This is a genomic window from Streptomyces sp. NPDC030021 (genome assembly GCF_055574035.1).
On sequence record NZ_JBVIAH010000006.1, the window covers coordinates 151,585 to 171,865 of the forward strand.

Annotated in this window: 22 protein-coding genes and 1 pseudogene; 5 read left to right on the top strand and 18 right to left on the bottom strand. The window is 70.9% G+C overall.

Translation table 11 applies throughout. The annotated features are described in order from the left end of the window. Positions 1-57: 57 nt before the first annotated feature. Entirely contained in the window at positions 58-633 is a 576-nt protein-coding gene (pyrR, locus tag ACZ4YL_RS13955) for a bifunctional pyr operon transcriptional regulator/uracil phosphoribosyltransferase PyrR (protein WP_030732111.1), read from the bottom strand. Positions 634-930: 297 nt separating this feature from the next. Between pyrR and bldD the strand changes: the two genes are divergently transcribed. Continuing rightward, on the top strand, positions 931-1,431 hold the full coding sequence (gene bldD, locus ACZ4YL_RS13960; protein WP_030008755.1) for a transcriptional regulator BldD: 501 nt from the start codon (positions 931-933) through the stop codon (positions 1,429-1,431). A gap of 168 nt (positions 1,432-1,599) precedes the next feature. On the opposite strand, the gene nusB is transcribed toward bldD, so the two are convergent. From nusB to ACZ4YL_RS14035, 15 genes are all read right to left on the bottom strand, one after another. After that, positions 1,600-2,034, bottom strand: a complete 435-nt coding sequence (gene nusB / locus ACZ4YL_RS13965) for a transcription antitermination factor NusB (RefSeq protein ID WP_189740290.1) — start codon at positions 2,032-2,034, stop codon at positions 1,600-1,602. Positions 2,035-2,037: 3 nt separating this feature from the next. Further along, a complete protein-coding gene (gene efp, locus ACZ4YL_RS13970; protein WP_030008757.1) occupies positions 2,038-2,604 on the bottom strand; it encodes an elongation factor P in 567 nt (188 codons plus the stop codon). A 59-nt stretch (positions 2,605-2,663) separates the two neighbouring features. After that, positions 2,664-3,770, bottom strand: a complete 1,107-nt coding sequence (locus ACZ4YL_RS13975; protein ID WP_468116476.1) for an aminopeptidase P family protein — start codon at positions 3,768-3,770, stop codon at positions 2,664-2,666. Positions 3,771-3,895: 125 nt separating this feature from the next. Then, positions 3,896-4,705, bottom strand: a complete 810-nt coding sequence (locus ACZ4YL_RS13980; RefSeq protein WP_468116478.1) for an AAA family ATPase — start codon at positions 4,703-4,705, stop codon at positions 3,896-3,898. A gap of 92 nt (positions 4,706-4,797) precedes the next feature. Next, on the bottom strand, positions 4,798-5,238 hold the full coding sequence (gene aroQ / locus ACZ4YL_RS13985) for a type II 3-dehydroquinate dehydratase (RefSeq protein ID WP_453706381.1): 441 nt from the start codon (positions 5,236-5,238) through the stop codon (positions 4,798-4,800). After that, on the bottom strand, positions 5,235-6,326 hold the full coding sequence (gene aroB / locus ACZ4YL_RS13990; RefSeq protein WP_030009558.1) for a 3-dehydroquinate synthase: 1,092 nt from the start codon (positions 6,324-6,326) through the stop codon (positions 5,235-5,237). Before aroB ends, aroQ begins: the two co-directional genes overlap by 4 nt. Beyond that, positions 6,323-6,841: a shikimate kinase gene (locus ACZ4YL_RS13995; protein WP_468116481.1), complete on the bottom strand. Its 519-nt coding sequence runs from the start codon at positions 6,839-6,841 to the stop codon at positions 6,323-6,325. The genes aroB and ACZ4YL_RS13995 overlap by 4 nt, the downstream gene beginning before the upstream one ends. Further along, positions 6,838-8,022, bottom strand: a complete 1,185-nt coding sequence (gene aroC, locus ACZ4YL_RS14000) for a chorismate synthase (RefSeq protein ID WP_301372376.1) — start codon at positions 8,020-8,022, stop codon at positions 6,838-6,840. The genes ACZ4YL_RS13995 and aroC overlap by 4 nt, the downstream gene beginning before the upstream one ends. Positions 8,023-8,154: 132 nt before the next feature. Then, positions 8,155-8,346, bottom strand: a complete 192-nt coding sequence (locus ACZ4YL_RS14005; RefSeq protein ID WP_468116483.1) for a hypothetical protein — start codon at positions 8,344-8,346, stop codon at positions 8,155-8,157. A gap of 31 nt (positions 8,347-8,377) precedes the next feature. Continuing rightward, complete coding sequence (locus ACZ4YL_RS14010; RefSeq protein ID WP_468116485.1) at positions 8,378-9,202, bottom strand: shikimate dehydrogenase; 825 nt, start codon at positions 9,200-9,202, stop codon at positions 8,378-8,380. A gap of 6 nt (positions 9,203-9,208) precedes the next feature. Beyond that, complete coding sequence (mltG, locus tag ACZ4YL_RS14015) at positions 9,209-11,047, bottom strand: endolytic transglycosylase MltG (protein ID WP_468116487.1); 1,839 nt, start codon at positions 11,045-11,047, stop codon at positions 9,209-9,211. Between the two features lie 128 nt (positions 11,048-11,175). Next, positions 11,176-11,646, bottom strand: a complete 471-nt coding sequence (ruvX, locus tag ACZ4YL_RS14020) for a Holliday junction resolvase RuvX (protein WP_030009552.1) — start codon at positions 11,644-11,646, stop codon at positions 11,176-11,178. Between the two features lie 2 nt (positions 11,647-11,648). Next, on the bottom strand, positions 11,649-14,318 hold the full coding sequence (gene alaS, locus ACZ4YL_RS14025) for an alanine--tRNA ligase (protein WP_468116489.1): 2,670 nt from the start codon (positions 14,316-14,318) through the stop codon (positions 11,649-11,651). After that, a complete protein-coding gene (locus tag ACZ4YL_RS14030; protein ID WP_468116491.1) occupies positions 14,318-14,662 on the bottom strand; it encodes a DUF6167 family protein in 345 nt (114 codons plus the stop codon). Before ACZ4YL_RS14030 ends, alaS begins: the two co-directional genes overlap by 1 nt. 8 nt (positions 14,663-14,670) lie before the next feature. Continuing rightward, positions 14,671-15,114 (bottom strand): DUF948 domain-containing protein, encoded by a 444-nt coding sequence (locus tag ACZ4YL_RS14035; protein ID WP_468116492.1) that lies wholly within the window; start codon positions 15,112-15,114, stop codon positions 14,671-14,673. 147 nt (positions 15,115-15,261) lie between these two features. Between ACZ4YL_RS14035 and ACZ4YL_RS14040 the strand changes: the two genes are divergently transcribed. Beyond that, positions 15,262-17,433, top strand: coding sequence for an ATP-binding protein (locus tag ACZ4YL_RS14040; protein WP_468116494.1), 2,172 nt, complete (start codon positions 15,262-15,264; stop codon positions 17,431-17,433). Between the two features lie 78 nt (positions 17,434-17,511). Here the strand turns inward: ACZ4YL_RS14040 and rpsD are convergent, their stop codons facing one another. Continuing rightward, complete coding sequence (rpsD, locus tag ACZ4YL_RS14045) at positions 17,512-18,123, bottom strand: 30S ribosomal protein S4 (protein ID WP_008740451.1); 612 nt, start codon at positions 18,121-18,123, stop codon at positions 17,512-17,514. A gap of 241 nt (positions 18,124-18,364) precedes the next feature. Here rpsD and ACZ4YL_RS14050 point away from each other — a divergent pair, with 241 nt between their 5' ends. Next, the gene (locus tag ACZ4YL_RS14050) at positions 18,365-19,087 is read left to right on the top strand and encodes a DUF2470 domain-containing protein (protein ID WP_468116779.1); all 723 of its coding nucleotides are present in this window, start codon (positions 18,365-18,367) and stop codon (positions 19,085-19,087) included. A gap of 14 nt (positions 19,088-19,101) precedes the next feature. Here the strand turns inward: ACZ4YL_RS14050 and ACZ4YL_RS14055 are convergent, their stop codons facing one another. Continuing rightward, on the bottom strand, positions 19,102-19,566 hold the full coding sequence (locus ACZ4YL_RS14055) for an HNH endonuclease family protein (RefSeq protein WP_468116496.1): 465 nt from the start codon (positions 19,564-19,566) through the stop codon (positions 19,102-19,104). 21 nt (positions 19,567-19,587) lie between these two features. On the opposite strand from ACZ4YL_RS14055, the pseudogene ACZ4YL_RS14060 reads away from it, so the two are divergent. Both ACZ4YL_RS14060 and ACZ4YL_RS14065 read left to right on the top strand, forming a co-directional pair. Continuing rightward, positions 19,588-19,860: pseudogene (locus ACZ4YL_RS14060) on the top strand (DUF6262 family protein); the annotation flags it as partial. A gap of 24 nt (positions 19,861-19,884) precedes the next feature. Further along, positions 19,885-20,094 carry a hypothetical protein gene (locus ACZ4YL_RS14065; RefSeq protein WP_468116498.1) on the top strand — a complete coding sequence of 70 codons (210 nt, stop codon included), beginning with the start codon at positions 19,885-19,887 and terminating at the stop codon, positions 20,092-20,094. The last annotated feature ends 187 nt before the right edge of the window (positions 20,095-20,281 follow it).

Here is a 20,281-nt window from a genome sequence, read left to right on the forward strand (position 1 = left end):
CGAGCGGGCAGGGCAGGGCTCGGCGCGGGCCCGGTCGGGGCCCGTCACTCGGACGGTCTACTGGCCTGCTGCCTGGGCGGTCCGCTGGCCGAGCAGCACGGCGTCACGGCCGTCCTCCTCCTGGAGCTGGACCTTGACGGTCTCCCGCAGCGACGTGGGGAGGTTCTTGCCGACGTAGTCGGCGCGGATCGGCAGTTCGCGGTGGCCTCTGTCGACGAGGACCGCGAGCTGCACGGCGCGGGGGCGGCCGAGGTCGCCGAGGGCGTCGAGAGCGGCGCGGATGGTGCGGCCGGAGAAGAGCACGTCGTCGACGAGGACGACGAGGCGGCCGTCGAGGTCGTCGCCGGGGATCTCGGTGCGACCGATCGCGCGGGCGGGCTTCATCCGCAGGTCGTCGCGGTACATGGTGATGTCGAGGGAGCCGACCGGGATCTTCGTGCCGGTGATCTCTTCGAGCTTGGCGGCCAGCCGGCGGGCGAGGTAGACACCGCGGGTGGGGATGCCGAGGAGCACCACGTCGTCGGCACCCTTGGCGCGTTCGACGATCTCGTGGGCGATGCGGGTCAGGACCCGCGCGATGTCCTGCGCTTCGAGTACGGGGCGCATGGAATCGGTGTTCTGCTGGGTGTCCATGAAAAGGACCTCCTTCTCCGCCTCACGGGACGGACCTTAAAGGACGTCTGATGTACGCCTCACACGGTACCAGGGAGAGGCCGGTGACTCGGACCGGGCCGGTACGGAATGACCCTCTCCGGGCTGCTGGGACGAACACTCAGGGGGGCGACGAAGACCATTCGGCTTGACGCATCCAAGTAACGCTGCGTAACCTCACAGTGAGTTACCAGCCGCGCGGCGGAGCCGCACGTAGTTACGTAGTTACGTAGTCGCAGTGTGTCCACCAGTCACAGCGTCACAGCGTCCGGGAGCGTTATGTCCAGCGAATACGCCAAACAGCTCGGGGCCAAGCTCCGCGCCATCCGCACCCAGCAGGGCCTTTCCCTCCACGGTGTCGAGGAGAAGTCCCAGGGCCGGTGGAAGGCCGTCGTGGTCGGTTCCTACGAGCGCGGGGACCGCGCCGTGACCGTCCAGCGTCTTGCCGAGCTGGCGGACTTCTACGGGGTTCCGGTGCAGGAACTGCTGCCGGGGACGACGCCCGGCGGGGCTGCCGAGCCGCCGCCGAAGCTGCGTCTCGACCTGGAGCGCCTGGCGGGCGTCCCCGCCGAGAAGGCCGGCCCGCTGCAGCGTTACGCGGCGACGATCCAGAGCCAGCGGGGCGACTACAACGGCAAGGTGCTGTCGATCCGCCAGGACGACCTGCGCACCCTGGCCGTCATCTACGACCAGTCCCCCTCGGTCCTGACCGAGCAGCTGATCAGCTGGGGCGTGCTGGACGCGGACGCCCGTCGCGCGGTGGCGCACGAGGAACTCTGAGTCCCGGTCTCCGGACCAGCAGAAACGTTTACCGGTGGGCGCCGGACCCTTGCGGGGTCCGGCGCCCGCCGGTTTTTGCGTTCCCCGCCCCGCGCCGCATACGGAAGGGCCCGCAACGCGTACGTTGCGGGCCCTTCCGTATGGCGGTGCCGGCGCCGGTCCGTGCGGTCAGCTCTCGCTGCGCCGCAGGCTCGGCTTCAGGTCCTTGAAGCGGGCCAGCAGCCCGTTCACGAACGAGGGGGACTCGTCCGTCGAGAACTCCTTGGCCAGCTGGACGGCCTCGTCGATGGCCACGGCGTCCGGGGTGTCGTCCACCCAGATCAGCTCGTAGGCACCGAGCCGCAGGATGTTCCGGTCCGCGACCGGCATGCGGTCGAGTTCCCAGTCCACGGCGTAGGTGATGATCAGATCGTCGATGCGGTTCACCTTGTCGGCGTAACCCTCGACGAGATCCATCGTGAAGGCGCTGACCGGCGGCTGCCGGTCGTCCGACCGCGCGTGGCGGATCCAGTCCGCGAGGACCTCGCGGACGGGCACGTCGCGCTGGTCCGCCTCGAAGAGGATCTGGAAGGCGCGCTTGCGCGCATTGCTCCGAGCAGCCACGGGTTAGTTGCTCTTCCGGCCGAGGTAGTCGCTGGTGCGGGTGTCGACCTTGACCGTCTCGCCGGTGGTGACGAAGAGCGGGACCTGGATCTCGTAGCCGGTCTCCAGGGTGGCGGGCTTGGTGCCACCGGTGGAGCGGTCGCCCTGGACACCCGGGTCGGTGTGCTCGATCTTGAGCTCGACCGCGGCCGGGAGCTCGACGTAGAGCACCTCGCCCTCGTGCTGGGCGACAGAGGCGGTGAAGCCCTCGATCAGGAAGTTGGCGGCGTCGCCGACAGCCTTCTTGTCCACCATCAGCTGGTCGAAGGTGGTCATGTCCATGAAGACGAAGTACTCGCCGTCCATGTAAGAGAACTGCATGTCACGGCGGTCGATGGTGGCCGTCTCGACCTTCGTGCCGGCGTTGAACGTCTTGTCGACGACCTTGCCGGAGAGCACGTGCTTGAGCTTGGTGCGCACGAAGGCCGGGCCCTTGCCGGGCTTGACGTGCTGGAACTCGACGACGGACCAGAGCTGGTCACCGTCGAGCTTGAGCACCATGCCGTTCTTGAGGTCGTTCGTGGAAGCCACGGTTGCGGAATCTCCTGCACTGGAAGACCACGGGTGCGCGCACAGCCCGGCAGAGCCGGCTAGAGCGCGAGCAGCTCCTTGGTCGTAATGGTGAGTAGCTCGGGACCGCCGTCCGCCTCGGGGCGTACGACGAGCGTGTCATCGATCCGGACACCTCCCCGGCCCGGGAGGTGAACCCCCGGTTCGACGGTGACCGGCACGCAAGCGTCCAGTTTACCCATTGCCGTAGGTGCAAGCTGCGGGTCCTCGTCGATTTCGAGGCCCACGCCGTGTCCGGTCCACGGAGCGAGGGCTTCCGCGTGGCCCGCGGAGTCCAGGACGGAGCGTGCGGCATGGTCCACGTCCCGGTACGCGGCCCCGGGCAGCAGGGCCTCGCGCCCGGCCCGCTGGGCGGTGAAGACGAGGTCGTACAGCTCGATCTGCCAGTCGGCGGGGCTGGTGCCGATCACGAAGGTCCGGCCGATCTCGCACCGGTAGCCACGGTAGTTGGCGCCCAGGCAGACCGTGAGGAAGTCGCCCTCCTCCACCCTGCGGTCGGAGGGCCGGTGCCGGGAGCGGCCGGAGTGCGGGCCGGTGCCGACGGAGGTCGGGAAGGCGGGGCCGTCCGCTCCGTGGTCGACGAGCCGCCGCTCCAGCTCCAGGGCGAGGTGCCGTTCGGTGCGCCCGACGAGGATGGACTCCAGCAGCTCCCCGAGAGCCTGGTCGGCGATCTCGGCGGCGATCCGCAGGCAGGCGATCTCCTCCTCGTCCTTGACGAGGCGCTGCTGCTCGACGGCGGTGCCGAGGTCGGCGAGGCGCAGTTTGGGCGCGACGGAGCGCAGGGCCCGGTGCCGGCTGACGGTGAGGTGGTGTTCCTCCACCGCGAGCGAGTCGGCCCGGACGGAGGCGGCCAGATCGGCGGCCGCGACGGCCGGGTCCCCGCCGGGGCTCCCCAGGACGGAGACGTGCAGGTGCTCGTCGAGACGGCCCTCGTCGGCCTCGCCGGTGGGCGCGCCGGAGCAGAACAGCATGTCCTCGGTGGGGCCGACGAGCAGCACCGCGCCGAGCGGGGACGCCCCGGAGAGGTAGCGGACGTTCGCCGGACGCGTGATCAGTGCGGCGGCGTTCCCCGCGGCGGCACATCGGTCGCGAAGCAGGTCCCGGCGGGCGGCGTACACGTCTGACATGTCTTCGAGCGTACGAGCGCCCCGCCGATCCGGCCCGGCGAGCGCGTCCGGACGGGCCTGGGACGGCCTGGGGCGATGCCGTGCCGATCGGCGGGAGCCCGGCCTGAGCGGCAGCACGCCCCCTGCTACCCGGGCCAGCCGCCGGGGGCGGACAGGGCGCGGGCCAGGGCCTCGTCGAGGGCGCGGGCGGTGCCCTCGACGTCGAGGTGGGAGTTGTCGATGATCGGCAGTCCGGAGCCGTACCAGCCGGCCATCCGGCCGTGGATCCGCGCGACTTCCTCGTCGGAGAGCCGGCGGTTGCCGGAGCGGGCCGCGTTGCGCTCCAGGACGATCTCCAGGCCGGGCAGCAGCACCACCGGCAGCAGCGTGGGGCCCACGTGCCGCTTCCAGCCGCCCAGCCCGACCACGGGCCGGTCCGGGAAGACGGCGTCGTCCAGGATGCAGGAGATGCCGTTCGCCAGGTAGTTGCGGGCGGCGAAGCCGCAGGTGCGGCGGGCGAGCCGGTACTGGGCCTCGGAGTGCTCGTTCCAGCCCGCCTGGGGGTCGGCGAAGCCGGAGCAGACCCACTCGCGGACGTCGTCCAGGCTGACGTGGGCGGTCGGCACGGGCCGGGTGCTGGCCCAGTGCCGGGCGACGGTGGTCTTGCCGGCGCCGGCCGGGCCGATCAGCAGTACGGCGAGGACGGCCCCGCCGGTGCCCGGCACTGCGGGAGGCAGCGGGATGTGCCCGGTGGCCTCCGGCACGGCGGGCACCGGCTGCGACTGATGGTGCTGGTGAGGCGGCTGGTGGGGCTGGTGGGGCGGCTGGGGCGGAGACTGCGGCGGGGGCGAACCCGGCCAGCCCTGTGCCGGGGGTATCGGCGGCTGCGGGGGCGCCGACGAATGCGGTCCCGGCTGCCCCCAGCCCGCGCCCCCGCCCCCCACTCCGTGCTGCATCCGCTGCCACTCCGTCTCGTTCCGGCGACTGATGCGAGAACGTTATATGACTGCCGGGGCCCGGCCGTCCACCAGCACCGTCAGGCAGCGTGTCAGGCGGAGATCTCGTCCGCCAGTGCGCGCAGCGCAAGCCGGTACGAACCGATACCGAAGCCCGCCACCGTTCCGGTCGCCACGGCTGCGATGACCGAGGTGTGACGGAACTCCTCGCGGGCGTACGGGTTCGAGATGTGCACCTCGATCAGCGGCGCCGTGCGCTGCGCGGCCGCGTCCCGCATGCCGTACGAGTAGTGGGTGAAGGCCCCCGGGTTGATGACCACGGGGATCTTCCCGTCCGCCGCCTCGTGCAGCCAGCGGATCAGCTCGCCCTCGTCGTTGGTCTCCCGGACCTCGACGTCGAAGCCGAGCTCCTCTCCCAGCGAGCGGCAGCTCTCCACCAGTCCCGTGTACGAGGTGGCCCCGTACACATCGGGTTCGCGCGAGCCGAGCCGGCCCAGGTTCGGGCCGTTCAGCACGAGGACGCGGCGGCTCACGCCGACACCTCTCCGTAGGCCGCGACCAGGTGCGCCGGGTCGGGACCCTCCAGGACGGTCGGCTTGGCCAGCCCGTCGAGGACGATGAAGCGCAGCAGGTTGCCGCGGGACTTCTTGTCGACCTGCATGGTCTGGAGCAGCTTGGACCACTGGTCGCCGCGGTAGGTCAGCGGCAGCCCGACCGAGGCGAGGACCGCCTTGTGCCGGTCGGCCGTCGCGTCGTCGAGCCGGCCCGCGAGCCGGCCGAGCTCGGCGGCGAAGACCATGCCGACGGACACGGCCGCGCCGTGCCGCCACTTGTAGCGCTCGTTCTTCTCGATGGCGTGCGCGAGGGTGTGGCCGTAGTTGAGGATCTCGCGCAGTCCCGACTCCTTGAGGTCGCTGGAGACCACGTCGGCCTTGACCTGGATGGAGCGCACGATGAGCTCGGCGGTGTGCGGGCCCTCGGGCGTACGCGCCGCGGCCGGGTCCTCCTCGATCAGGTCGAGGATCACCGGGTCGGAGATGAACCCGGCCTTGATGATCTCGGCGAGGCCGCTGACGTAGTCGTTGACCGGCAGCGAGTCCAGGGCCGCCAGGTCGCAGAGCACACCGGCCGGCGGGTGGAAGGCACCCACGAGGTTCTTGCCCTCGGCGGTGTTGATGCCGGTCTTGCCGCCGACCGCCGCGTCCACCATCGCGAGGACGGTGGTCGGTACGGCGACCCAGCGCACCCCGCGCAGCCAGCTGGCCGCGACGAAGCCCGCGAGATCGGTGGTGGCTCCCCCGCCGACGCCGACGATCACGTCGGTGCGGGTGAAGCCGGACTGGCCGAGGGCCTTCCAGCAGTAGGCGGCGACCTCGACCGTCTTGGCCTCCTCGGCGTTCGGCACCTGGATGGCGACCGCCTCGTAGCCCTGCTCGGCCAGGTCGTCGCGCAGCGCCTCACCGGTCGAGGCCAGCGCCTCGGGGTGGATCACGGCGACCCGCTGGGCCTTCGTACCGATCAGGGAGCCGAGCTCGCCGAGCAGCTGCCGCCCGACGAGCACGTCGTACGCGTCGTGTCCGGCGCTGGCGCCGACCTGGATCCGCGTCACCTGGTCTGTCATACGTCCTTCAACTCCAGAGCGTCGAGGACCGCCTGGGCGACCTCTTCGGGGGTGCGGTCGTCGGTGGCCACGACGACGCGCGCGACTTCGGTGTACAGGGGGCGCCGGGCGTCCATCAGCTCGCGCCACTGGCGCCGCGGGTTGACGGCGAGCAGCGGGCGGGCGGCGCCGAGGCCCACGCGCCGTACGGCTTCCTCGACGTCCATCGACAGGTAGGCGACGGGCAGGCCGGCCAGCAGCGCGCGGGTGCCCTCGTCGAGGACGGCGCCGCCGCCGAGGGCGAGGACTCCGGTGTGCCCGGCGACGGCGGCGGAGACCGCCTGCCGCTCCAGCTCACGGAAGTACGGCTCGCCCTCGTCGACGAAGATGTCGGAGATCTCCCGGCCCTGGGCCAGGGCGATGTCGGCGTCGGTGTCCCGGTAGGGGACGCCGAGCCGCTCGGCGAGCAGCGCCCCCACCGTGGACTTGCCGGACCCCATGGGGCCGACGAGGACGACCAGCGGTCCGGCCGTCACCGGATCTGCAGGTTGTCGAGGTACGACCGGACGTTGCGGCGGGTCTCCGGGACGGAGTCCCCGCCGAACTTCTCGACGACCGCGTCGGCCAGGACGAGGGCGACCATGGCCTCCGCGACGATGCCGGCGGCTGGCACGGCGCACACGTCGGAGCGCTGGTGGTGGGCCACCGTCGCCTCTCCGGTGGCCACGTCGACGGTCGCCAGCGCGCGCGGGACGGTCGCGATGGGCTTCATCGCGGCGCGTACGCGCAGCAGTTCGCCGGTGGTCAGTCCGCCCTCGGTGCCGCCGGAGCGGCCGGAGGTGCGCCTCAGGCCCTCGGGGGTGGAGACGATCTCGTCGTGCGCCTTCGAGCCGGGCACGCGGGCGAGCTCGAAGCCGTCGCCGACCTCGACCCCCTTGATGGCCTGGATGCCCATGAGGGCGGCGGCGAGGCGGGCGTCGAGACGGCGGTCCCAGTGGACGTGCGAGCCGAGGCCGACCGGGACTCCGTACGCCAGCACCTCGACGACACCGCCGAGGGTGTCGCCGTCCTTGTGGGCCTGGTCGATCTCCGCGACCATCGCCTTGCTGGCGTCCGCGTCGAGGCAGCGCACCGGGTCGGCGTCGAGCTTGTCGACGTCGGCGGGGGTCGGGTAGACGCCGTACGGGGCCTTGGCCGCGGCCAGTTCCACCACGTGCGAGACGATCTCGATGCCGGCGACCTCCTTGATGAAGGAGCGGGCGACGGCGCCGAGGGCGACGCGGGCGGCGGTCTCCCGGGCGCTGGCGCGCTCCAGGATCGGCCGGGCCTCGTCGAAGCCGTACTTCTGCATGCCGGCGAGGTCGGCGTGGCCGGGGCGCGGACGGGTCAACGGCGCGTTGCGGCCGGTGTCCTTGAGCAGCGAGGGGTCGACGGGGTCGGCCGACATGACCGTCTCCCACTTGGGCCACTCGGTGTTGCCGATCATGACCGCGATCGGGGAGCCCTGGGACAGGCCGTGGCGGACGCCGCCGAGGAAGGTGATCTCGTCCTGCTCGAACTTCATCCGGGCACCGCGGCCATAGCCGAGCCGGCGCCGGGCCAGGTGATCGGCCACCAGCTCGGTGGTGACCGGGACGCCGGCGGGAAGACCCTCCAGCGTCGCGACCAGTGCCGGTCCGTGCGACTCTCCTGCGGTCAGCCAACGCAACCTGCTCAACGATGCTCCTCATGCTCGCGCCTGGTACAGCGACGGCGCGATCGGGTGCGCGGCCCGGACCCGCCTCACCCGATCCTCCCACGTCCGGAGGGGTTTATCGGGCCCCGGTCCAGCTATCGGACGCCTGGGGCGTCAGCGGGCCCGCCGGCCGCGCTCGCGCTGCCAGGTGATCCCGTACCAGAGGACGACGGAACCGAAGAGTCCGAGAATGAGCGCCTTGGCCCACAGGGGCAGGGTCCCGAACGCCACCCTGACCATGCTGAAGACGACGAAGGGGAGGTCCCACTTCGACGCGAGTACCTCGTCCGTGCTGTTCCCGTCCATGCCGCCCCCCGTGAATACGCAGGTGGAAAGCCTAACGGGCGGCGAGCGCCCGCTCTCCGGCGGCCCTCATGGCGGCGAGCGGACCCGGGGTCCGGCCCGTCATCAGCTCGACTTGGAGCACGGCCTGGTGGACGAGGAGGTCGAGTCCGCCGACGACCTGGCCGCCCTGCCGGGACCAGGCCGCGGCCAGCGCGGTCGGCCAGGGGTCGTAGAGGACGTCGAAGAGGGTGCCCGCCCCTTCGGGTACGGACGCCGCCAGGGCGTCGGTCGTACCGGCCGGAGTGGTGGCGATCACCAGGGGCGCGGACAGCGCGGCGGCCGCCTCGGACCAGTCGGCCGTGCGGACGGGCACGCCGAGCCGCTCGCCCCACTGCCGCATCTCGTCCGCGCGGGCCGCCGAGCGGACGTACGCCGTGACCTCGCCGGAGCAGATCCGCGAGAGCGCGGCGAGCGCCGAGGAGGCCGTGGCGCCGGCGCCGAGGATGGCGGCGGACGGCACCTTCTCGACGCCGCGCTCGTGGAGCGCGGCGACGATGCCGGGGATGTCGGTGTTGTCGCCGAGGCGTCGGCCGTCCTCGGTGAGGACGACGGTGTTGACCGCCTCGACGGAGGCGGCCGTGTCACTGATGCCGTCCAGCAGCGGCATGATCGCCCGCTTGAGCGGCATGGTCAGGGACAGCCCGGCCCACTCGGGGCCGAGTCCTGTCACGAACTCCGGGAGCGCGGCCTCGTCGATCTCGAAGCGGTCGTACGACCAGTCGTCGAGGCCGAGCTCCTGATAAGCGGCGCGGTGCAGCACCGGTGAGAGGGAGTGCTCGATGGGCGAACCCAACACCGCGGCCCTTATGCGTGACATGTCCTGCTATCCGCCGTTCTTCTGCTTCTGCCGTTCCTGGAACTCGTTGGCCAGCTTGGTGTGCTCTTCGTAGGTCTTGGTGAAGGTCGTGGTCTTGCCGTCGACCGACACGAAGAACATCCAGCCACCGTGGTCCGGGTTGAGCGTAGCGGTCAGCGCGTCCAGGCCCGGGTTGTTGATCGGACCTGTGGGCAGTCCCCTGACGAAGTGCGTGTTGTAGGGGTGGTCGAAGGCCTGGGCTTCCTTCAGGTTGAAGTTGATCTCGCTCTGGTTCTTGACGTAGTTGTACGTCGAGTCGAACTGGAGCTTCTGGTTGGTGACGTCGTTGGTCTTCTTGAGGCGGTTGTAGACCACCTCGGCCATCTTCCGGAAGTCGTCGTGGTTCTTGCCCTCGGCGTTGACGAGGCTGGCGACCGTGACCACCTGGAGCGGATTCTCCAGGCCCAGCTCCTTGGCCTTGCCCTCAAGGCCCAGCTCCGCGTACTTGTCCGTCGCGTTCTTGACCATCTGCTTGAGCAGGGAATCGGGGGTGCTGTCCTTGCTGAGGTCGTAGCGCGCCGGGTACAGGAAGCCTTCGAGCGGGTCGATCAGCTTCGGGTTGTTGTTCGCCCAGGCCGGCAGGCCGAGGTTCTTGACCTCGCGCTTGGCGATCTCGGCGGTGGTGCCCTCCTGCTGGCCCAGCTTCTTGTCGATCGCCGCGTACACCGCGGTGTTGCGCATGCCTTCGGTGACCGTGATGACGTTCAGCTTCGAGGGGTCGCTCATGACATCGACCGCGGACGCGGCCGACATCTTCTTCCTGAGCGGGTAGACACCGGCCTGGATGGCCTTGCCCGGAGGGAGCTTGGACGCGGCGTCGACGAACGCCTGGCCGCTGGCGACGACGCCCGCCTTCTTGAGGATCAGGCCCATCTGCAGGAGACCCGAGCCCTTGGGGATCTCGACCTCGACGATCTCGCCGGTGCCCTCGCCCGCGAAGTCCTCGGCCGAGGCGAACCGGGCCTTGATGTAGTTGTAGCCGTAGTAGCCGCCACCGCCGACCACGCCGAGGATGACGACCGCGGCGACCAGGCAGGCCGCGCCTCTGCGCTTCTTGGGCTTGCCGCCCTTGGAGCGGCCGCCCCGGCGGCCGTCACCGTCGTCGCCGTCGTCCCCGTCGTCACGGCCTCCACCGTCGGTGAGCAGGCCCTTCTCCGGCTCCTCCGCCGGTTCCGGCTCCTCCACGGGTTCCGGCTCCAGGTGCCGCCGGCCCGGGGGCTTCGGCGGCTCGTAGGCGTCTTCCGTGCTGTAGAGATCGGGGGCCTCACCCGGGTAGCCCGCCACGGGCTGCTGGGTGTAGGGGTCCACGCCCGCGTACGGGTCGGTCTGCACCGCCGCCGTGTACTGGCCCTGGCCGGTGTCCCAGCCCTGGCTGTCGTACACCGGCTGCTGCGGCTGGGGCCGCTGCGCCTGCTGCTGCGGGGCATAGGCCTGCTGCTGCCCCGCGTACTGCTGCTGCGGGTACTGGCCCTGCATGTACTGCTGCGGCTGCTGCGGCTGTTGCGGCTGTTGCGGCTGTTGCGGCTGCTGCGGTTGTTGCTGCTGCGCCTGCTGCGGGTACTGCCCCTGCGGGTACTGCTGCTGCTGGTATTGCTGCTGCTGGTACTCCGGGTACTGCTCGTACTGCGGATGCTGGGGGTACTGCTGCTGGTACTGCGGCTCCTGTGGGTACTCCTGCTGCTGCGGGGCACCGCCGTAAGGCACCTGGCCCTGCTGGGTCTGGTGCCCGGTCCACCCCTGGTCCCCGTAAAGGGGGTCCTCAGGGTGCCAGGGTTCGGGGCCACGGCCCCGGCCATACTCAGTCATCGGTCCCCTAGAGCCGCGAGACGGAGGCCACGGACTCCGTCGTCCGTGGCACCCGGTTCCGCCTCTTTGACGGTGGGCGACGGCTGTTCGAATGCCGTCTCATCGCGCGGAACGTTACCGTATCGCGATCAGACAACCACTTCGACGCACTCACCGGGAGGATTACCTGATACCCGTTCGGTCTCAAGAGCGTTCTGAAGGATCACCACAGCGGCTGCCTGATCGATGACCGACCGGCCCTTCTTGGCGTTCTTCCCGGAGGCCCGCAGACCCTGGGCGGCGGTGACCGTGGTCATCCGCTCGTCCACCAGACGGACCGTCACCGGCTTGATGCCCTTGGCGAGTTCGTTCGCGAAGGCGCGCACCTTGACCGCGGCCGGCCCCTCCCGTCCGCTGAGCGAGCGGGGAAGGCCGACCACGACTTCGAGGGGCTCGTACTCCTCGACGAGCTGCCGCAGCCGCCGGTGCGCGAAGGGGATGTCCCGGCCCGGCACGGTCTCCACCGGTGTGGCCAGCACCCCGTCGGGGTCGCACGAGGCGACCCCGATACGGGCGTCACCGACATCGATGGCGAGCCGGCGGCCGCGGCGCAGCGTCATCGTCAGACCGTCTCGACGACGAGGCGCTCGACGGCGCTGATGGCCTCCGGCACGGCGGCCGGGTTCTGGCCGCCGCCCTGGGCGACGTCCGGCTTGCCGCCACCGCCGCCACCGAGGGTCTTGGCGGCCGTACGGACCAGGTCGCCGGCCTTGAGGCCGCGCTCGCGGGCAGCCTCGTTGGTGGCGATGACGGTCAGCGGGCGGTCGTTCGCCACGGTGAAGAGGGCCACGACGGCCGGGCGGTCGCCCGGGATGCGGCCGCGGACGTCGAGGACCAGCTTGCGCAGGTCGTCGGCGCCGATGCCGTCCGCCACCTGGCCGACGACGAGGGCGACGCCCTTGATGTCCTGGGCGTTCTGGGCGAGCCCGGCGGCGGCCTGGAGGACCTTCTCCGCACGGAACTTCTCGATCTCCTTCTCGGCGTCCTTCAGCTTGCCGAGCATGGAGGCGATCTTCTCCGGCAGCTCCTCCGGACGGCCCTTGACCAGCTCCTGGAGCTGGGCGACGACCGTGTGCTCCTTGGCGAGGAAGTTGTACGCGTCCACGCCGACGAGGGCCTCGACGCGGCGCACGCCGGAGCCGATGGAGGACTCGCCGAGCAGCTTCACCAGACCCAGCTGGGAGGTGTTGCCGACGTGCGTGCCGCCGCACAGCTCCTTGGAGAAGTCGCCGATGGTCACGACGCGCACGCGCTCGCCGTACTTCTCGCCGAACTCGGCGATGGCGCCCTGCTTCTTCGCCTCGTCGATGCTCATGATCTCGGCCGTGACGTCGAGCTCGCGCGACAGCACGTCGTTGATCTTCTGCTCGACGTCGGTCAGGACCGAGCCGGGAACGGCGTTCGGCGAACCGAAGTCGAAGCGGAAGCGGCCGGGGCTGTTCTCGGAACCGGCCTGGGCGGCCGTCGGGCCGAGGGCGTCGCGCAGCGCCTGGTGGGTCAGGTGCGTGGCCGAGTGGGCGCGGGCGATGGCCCGGCGGCGGCTGACGTCGATGGCGGCGTAGGCGGAGGCGCCGACCGTCACCTCGCCGACCTGGACGGAGCCCTTGTGCACGGAGACGCCCGGAACCGGCTGCTGCACGTCGCGGACGACGATGACGGCGCCGGAGTCGAGCTTGATGCGGCCCTGGTCGGCGAGCTGGCCGCCGCCCTCGGCGTAGAAGGGGGTGCGGTCGAGGACGACCTCGACCTCGTCGCCCTCGGAGGCGGCGGGCGCGGAGACGCCGTTGACCAGGAGGCCGACGATGGTGGACTCGCCCTGGTTGGTGGCGTAGCCGGTGAACTCGGTGGCGCCGGCGCCGTCGGCGATCTCCCGGTAGGCGGACATGTCCGCGTGGCCGGTCTTCTTGGCCTTGGCGTCGGCCTTGGCCCGGTCGCGCTGCTCCTGCATCAGGCGGCGGAAGCCGGGCTCGTCCACGGAGAGGCCCTGCTCGGCGGCCATCTCCAGGGTGAGGTCGATCGGGAAGCCCCAGGTGTCGTGGAGCAGGAACGCCTTGTCGCCGGAGAGCACCGTGCCGCCGGCGGCCTTGGTCTCGGTCACGGCGGTGTCGAGGATGTTGGTGCCACCCTTGACGGCCTTGAGGAAGGCGGCCTCCTCGGCGAGCGCGACGGTCTCGATGCGCTTGCGGTCGGTGATGAGCTCCGGGTACTGCTGGCCCATCGTGTTGATCACGACGTCCACGAGGTCCTGGACGACCGGACCGGTGGCGCCCATGAGGCGCATGTTGCGGATGGCACGGCGCATGATGCGGCGCAGCACGTAGCCGCGGCCCTCGTTGCCAGGGGTGACGCCGTCGCCGATGAGCATGACGGAGGTGCGGATGTGGTCGGAGACCACGCGCATCGACACGTCGGTGCCCTGGGCGGCGCCGTACCGCACGCCGGTCAGCTCGGTGGCCTTGTCCATGACCACGCGCAGGGTGTCGGTCTCGAACAGGTTCTGCACGCCCTGCAGGATCATCGCGAGGCGTTCGAGACCCAGACCGGTGTCGATGTTCTTCGACGGCAGGTCGCCGAGGATCGGGAAGTCTTCCTTCCCGTCGCCGGCGCCGCGCTCGTACTGCATGAAGACCAGGTTCCAGATCTCCACGTAGCGCTCGTCGTTGACGGCCGGGCCGCCCTCGACGCCGAACTCCGGACCGCGGTCGTAGTTGATCTCCGAGCACGGGCCGCAGGGGCCGGGGACGCCCATGGACCAGAAGTTGTCCTTCTTGCCCAGGCGCTGGATGCGCTCGGCGGGGACGCCGATCTTCTCGCGCCAGATCGTCTCGGCCTCGTCGTCGTCGAGGTAGACGGTGATCCAGAGCTTCTCCGGCTCCAGGCCGTAGCCGCCGTCCGCCACGGAGCTGGTGAGCAGCTCCCAGGCGTACTTGATGGCGCCTTCCTTGAAGTAGTCCCCGAAGGAGAAGTTGCCGCACATCTGGAAGAACGTGCCGTGCCGGGTGGTCTTGCCGACCTCTTCGATGTCCGGCGTACGGACGCACTTCTGCACGCTGGTGGCCCGCGGGGCCGGGGGCTTGGTCTCGCCGAGGAAGTACGGCTTGAACGGGACCATGCCCGCGTTGACCAGCAGCAGAGTCGGGTCGTCCGCGATGAGCGACGCCGAAGGGACAACGGCGTGACCGCGCTCCTCGAAGAAGCTCAGCCAGCGGCGGCGAATCTCAGCCGACTCCATCAGTGGTCCTCATTCCGGTCGTACGAAAACTTAGGTCGGTAGGTGGTCTTGCTGTTCTCTAGGGCCCGCAGCCGCCGCGGCCCGGGGAGGGCCGTGACGTTGTCGGGCCGGTCGGGATCCTGGTGGAGTCCCAGTGCGTCGTTCAGCTCGTCCTCGCGCTGCGTCATTCCCGCTTTGACGTCGAGGGCGAAGTCCTTGAGGCGGTGTCCCGCCTCCACGGCCTTGTCGGCCGCCTGGGCGGCGAGACTCTCCGGCGTCAGCTTCTTCAGCTGGCGGTTGACCTTGGTGGTGGCCCACACGCCGGCGGCTGCGCCGGCGGTGAACCAGAAAGCTCGGCGGAACATCGGCGGTCTCAGCCCTTCTGCTTCCGGCGCCGGGCGGCCGGCACCGTACGTCCAACGATCACGGTTCGTCGGGATGCCTTCGCCGGCGTGCCGCCCGACGTCGCGGCATCCCCCTTGCCCAGCGCCTTGCGGACGCCATAGCCGAAGGCCGCGACCTTCACCAGCGGCCCGCCGAAGGCGGTGGCCACGGTGGAGGACAGCGCGGACGCGTTGGAGGTGACCTCCTGCACGTCGCTCGCGATGGCGTCGACCCGGTCGAGCTGGGTGCGCGCGGAGCGGACGGTGGTGGAGGCGTCGGCGAGCAGCGGGACGGCCTGGTCGGTCACGTCGGCCACCAGCTTGGTGGCCGCCCTGAGCACCTGGGCCAGCCTCACCAGGGCCACCGCGAGGAAGGAGATCAGGATGGCCCAGAAGACGGCCACGATGATCCCGGCCACCTCTACACCGGACACGTCACACCGCTCTCTGTCTGTACCTGAACCGCAGGACTATTCGCCCTCCGACCCTATCGCGCCGGAGATCCCCGGCCGTACCGGAAATCCGGGAGGGCCGGACCCGCCTTGAACGCAGCGCATCCGGACCAGTACCCTCCGTGTCCCATGCGACAGAGACCCCTTCGAAGTACCGCCGGGGGCAATCTTCCCTCGGAGCTCGGCCGGTTCGTCGGGCGGGGTGGCGAACTCGCCGAGCTGGGGCGGCTCCTGGAGTCCTCGCGGCTCGTGACGGTGACCGGCGTGGGCGGGGTGGGGAAGTCCCGGCTCGCGCTCGTGGCCGCCCGGGCCGCCGCCGAGGGATCGCAGGAACGCTACTGCGACGGGGTCTGGCTGGCCGAGCTGGCCACCGTACGGGATCCCGCCCTGCTGGAGCTGGCCCTCGCCGAGGCCCTGGAGCTGACCGACCACACCACCCGGCCGCCGCGGACGGTCCTGGCCGAGCACCTGGCCGGGCGCCGGCTGCTGCTGGTCCTGGACGGCTTCGAGCAGCTGGTCGACGAGTGCGCCGACCTGGTGCGGGAGCTGCTGCGGCGCTGCCCCGGCCTGCGCGTCCTCGCGGCCGGCCGGCGCCCGCTGGCCCTGGACGGGGAGCTGGCCTTCCCGCTGGCCCCGCCGGCCGCGGAGGAGGCGCTGGCCCTGCTGGCGGCGCGGGCGTCGGCGGCCGACCCGGCCTTCGCGGTGACCGCGGAGAACCGGGCGATGCTGGTCGAGCTGTGCGCCCGCCTCGACGGGATCCCGCTGGCGCTGGAGCTGGCGGCGGGCCGGCTGCGGACGCTGTCCCCCGCGCAGGTGCTGGCCCGGCTGGAGGACCGCTTCGCGCTGCTGACGGGCGGTGCGCGCGGCGGGCTCGCCCGGCACCGGGCGCTGCGGACGGCGATCGGCTGGAGTCACGAGCTGTGCACGTCGGCGGAGCGGCTGCTGTGGGCGCGGCTGTCGGTGTTCGCGGGGCAGTTCGACCTCGACGCCGTCGAATACGTGTGCGCGGGTCCGGATCTGCCGGTGGAGGACGTGCTGGACCTGGTCGGGGAGCTCCTGGCCCAGTCCCTGCTGGTCCGGGAGGAGACGCCCGCCGGGGTGCGTTTCCGCATGCTGGAGACCGTACGGGCGTACGGGGCCGGGTGGCTGGAGTCGCTGGGCGACGCGGGGCGCCTGCGGCGGCGCCATCGGGACTGGTACGTGGGGCTGGCGACGTGGTGCGAGCTGGACTGGTTCAGCCCGCGCCAGCAGGAGGTGGCCGCACTGGTGGAGGCGGAGCTGCCGAACATCCGGCTCGCCCTGGAGTGCTGCCTGGACGAGCCGGACGAGGCGCATCTGGGTCACTACCTGGCGGGGACGCTGTGGTTCTACTGGGCGGGCTGCGGGCGCCTGACCGAGGGGCGGCACTGGCTGGACCGGACCCTGGAACCGGCGGACCGGGCGGTGGAGTACGAGAGCTCGCGGCTGAAGGCCCTGTGGGTGTTGGGCTATGTCGCGGCCCTGCAGGGGGACGCGACGGCCTCGATGAGCGCCCTGTACGAGTGCCGGGACGGGGCGGAGCAGAGCGGGAACCCGGTCGCGGCGGCCTACGCGGTGCACCGGATGGGCTGCCTGGCGCTGGTCTCGGACGACATGGCGCGGGCCCGGGAGCTGCTGGGCGCGGCGCTGGAGCAGTACCGGGCGGCCGGCGAGCTGAACAGCAACGTGCTGATGTGCCAGGTGGAGCTGGGGATGGCGCTGGCCTTCCTCGGTGACCTGCCGGGCGCGCTCGCGCTGTGCGGGGAGGTCCGGGAGATCTGCGAGGAGCGCGGGGAGCGCTGGACGAAGGCGTACGCCCTGTACGTCCTCGCGTACGCGGCCCTCGACGCGGGGCGCACGCAGGAGGCGCGGCAGCTGCTGACCGAGTGCGTGGCCGTCAACCACGTCTTCCACGATCTGGTCGGGCTGGTGCTCGCGCTGGAGCTGCTCGCGCTGGTCACGGTCGCGGAGGGGGACGCGGCCGAGGCGGCGGTGCTCCAGGGCGCGGCGGAGCCGATGTGGGGCGGGGTGGGGCTGCAGCTGTTCGGCTCGGGGTACTTCAACGCCCCGCGGCTGATGTGCCGGGAGCAGGCGGGCGAGCTGCTGGGCGCCGAGCGCTATGCGGCGTACGAGGCCGAGGGGCGGGAGCTGAGCCGTGAGGCGCTGGTCGGGCGGGCGCTGAGCGATCCGCAGGAGCGCGGCGGCGGGGTGCCACGGCAGGCGGGGCGGCCGCGCGGCTCCCGTGTGCCGACGGGCGCGGCGGCGGAGCAGCCACAGCCCTGACGCCGGTCCGGGAAACGGAAAACCCGCCGCCCCCCGGAGGGGACGGCGGGCTGACCAGTCGGTGAGACTAGGCCTGCATCAGCGGGCGTAGTACTCGACGACGAGCTGCTCGTCGCAGATGACCGGGATTTCCTTGCGGTTCGGGTCGCGGTCCAGGCGGAAGGCCAGGGCCTTCAGGTTGACCTGCAGGTAGCGCGGGGTCTCGCCCTCACCTGCGTAGCCACCCTCACGGGCAACCTGGAACGGAACCTTCTCGCGGCTGCGCTCGCGCACGGTGATGACGTCGTCCGGACGGACACGGAACGACGGCTTGTCGACCTTGTCACCGTTGACCTCGATGTGGCCGTGAACGACCATCTGGCGGGCCTGGTAGATGGTGCGGGCGATGCCCGAACGCAGGACCAGGGCGTCGAGGCGACGCTCGAGCTCGACGACAAGCGCCTCGCCCGTCTTGCCTTCGGCCTTCTTGGCGCGGTCGTACGCGCGGGCCATCTGACGCTCAGAGATGTCGTACTGAGCGCGCAGACGCTGCTTCTCCAGCAGACGAACCTTGTAGTCCGAGTTCTGCTTGCGGCCACGGCCGTGCTCGCCCGGCGGGTAGGGGCGGGCCTCGAAGTACTTGACGGCCTTCGGGGTCAGCGCAATGCCGAGGGCACGCGACTTCTTGACCTTGGGTCGCTTCTGGTTCACGGGGAACCTACCTCCATGTAAGTTAGGTGAGGCTTACCTTAGCGAGGAGGACGTAATGTCTCGACCACATGGGATCCCCCTGCCCAGTGCGCAACGCAGTTCGGATTCAGACGAAACAGAATCCGCTTGCGCCGACGATAAGCAAGGTCAGCCGCGTCCCAGGGAAGGCGTTCGGCAGCTCACCGGAGCCGAACGCGTACGAACCCTCGTAGAGTCCAACGCCTCAGTATCCCTCACGCTGATCGGTGCTCGTGACAGTCACGAGACCGAGGAGTTCGGGACAGGGCTGCCGGTCGCACGGACCGTCACCCCGGACGGGGACGTGATTCTCCTTGTTTCCGGGGAATCCACGGCTGCCAGGGCAGCCGCTCACGCCCAGGACGACGACCTCACCGCCGTGATCGAGATCACGGATGTGGCGCCGGTGTCCGTGCCACATCGTATCCGAGGTCGCGCCTGGCTGGCCGGGTGGCTGACGCCGGTGCGCGGGGACGACCGCGCGGCCTGCGCGGCGCTGCTCGCGGAGCGGCAGCCGGTGGGCGAGCTGCTGGGCATGAGGGAGTCCCTCGACGCCCCCCACGCCGGGCGTCCGGCCTGGATGATGCTGCGCCTGGAGGTCGGCGAGATCTCGGTGGACGACCTGTGGGGCGCCGAGCACGTGGACCCGGACGACCTGGCCGCGGCGGAGCCGGACCCGATGGTCGCGCACGAGTCGGAGCTGCTGCAGCACCTGCACTCCGCCCACGGCGACCGGCTCGGCGAGCTGGGCGGCCTGCTCGGCGCCCGCGAGGCCGGCGGGATGAGCGCCGTGCCGCTCTCCCTGGACCGCCTGGGCCTGCGCGTCCGCTTCACCGGCGGCCCGGCCGGCTCCTTCGACGCCCGCTTCGACTTCCCGGAGCCGGTCGCGGACATCTGCGGCCTGCGCCGGGCGATGCACTCCCTGTTCTCGGCGGCCTCGCACTAGACCACGGGGGCGCCTCACGGAGCGCAGGTGGCCGGCATGTCCTGGAGGGCGAGCTTCTCCGGCGCCGTCACGGACAGCCCGTACTTGGACTTGATGCCGGTGTAGCGGCGCGCGTACTCGCACCAGTACGCACGCCGGGGCGGCCGCCATTTGTCGGCCGTCCTGCTGCCCTTGTCGTAGTTGGTCTGTTTGTCCACCGCGAGCAGTACGTCGAGGTCGTTGGCGTACTCCAGCCTGCGCCGCGGGGTCCACGCGTACGCGCCGCCCCGCCAGGCGGCGCCGAGCGCGACCACGTGGTCGGTCTGGATCTGCGAGGCGCGCCGGTAGGTGTAGGGCAGCACCTTGCCGTTGTAGGGATCGTGCAGCGTGCCGGACAGCACGACGCACGGGTTCCGGTCCCCTTCGCGGAGCTCCCCCAGGTCCCGGCGCAGCACGTCGTCGCGGGTTATCTGTACTTCCTCCCTGCTCTCGATGCACATGAGAGACAGGCGTAACCCTTACTGCGCGCGCTCGACGCGGTACGCGGCCTTCTCAGGGCGGGCAGGCGGATCACCATCGCCCAGGTGGCCCGAGACGCGTCGGTGTCCACATGGTTCGTCTACAACCAGCCCCAAGTACGCGACGCCGTTCATGCCGGCATGGCCACCCAGCCCGAACAGGGTCTGCAGAGACCTCCTGCTCCGGGCAGGCACCAGGTGTCACCCGCTGGTCTGCAAACGGAGCTCGCTCTGGCACGGGACGAGATCAGGGACCTCAGGAAGGAACGGGACCGACTCCGAGAACGTGTCCGGCTGCCCTTGGGAGCGGAAATCGAGGAGGTCGACCGCAACCGGCTGGTGGAACGCGTCCAGCAGCTGGAGCGTGACGACGCATCCCTGAGCGCCCAATTGACAAGCACCCGGGACCGACTGGCGGCCATGGAGGGACGTCTGCTGGAGACCGAGGACGACCTCACAGCCGCCAGAGCGGGACTCCGGCGCGCCATCCGCTCCGTGCCGCCGCGTTGAGGGGAGCCCATCCACGCCGCTGGGTGGCCGCGTACCGGAGAAATGCGGCAGGGTTCGCGGAGGACATTGCCTCGGAGGATGACTGTGGCCTCCCCCACACGGGGGAAGTCATCGCCCCACTCTCGTCCACGGGGCCGTCTAAGTCGGTCGCGCAGGCGGATGAAGCCTTGTTGGCGGCACGTGACGA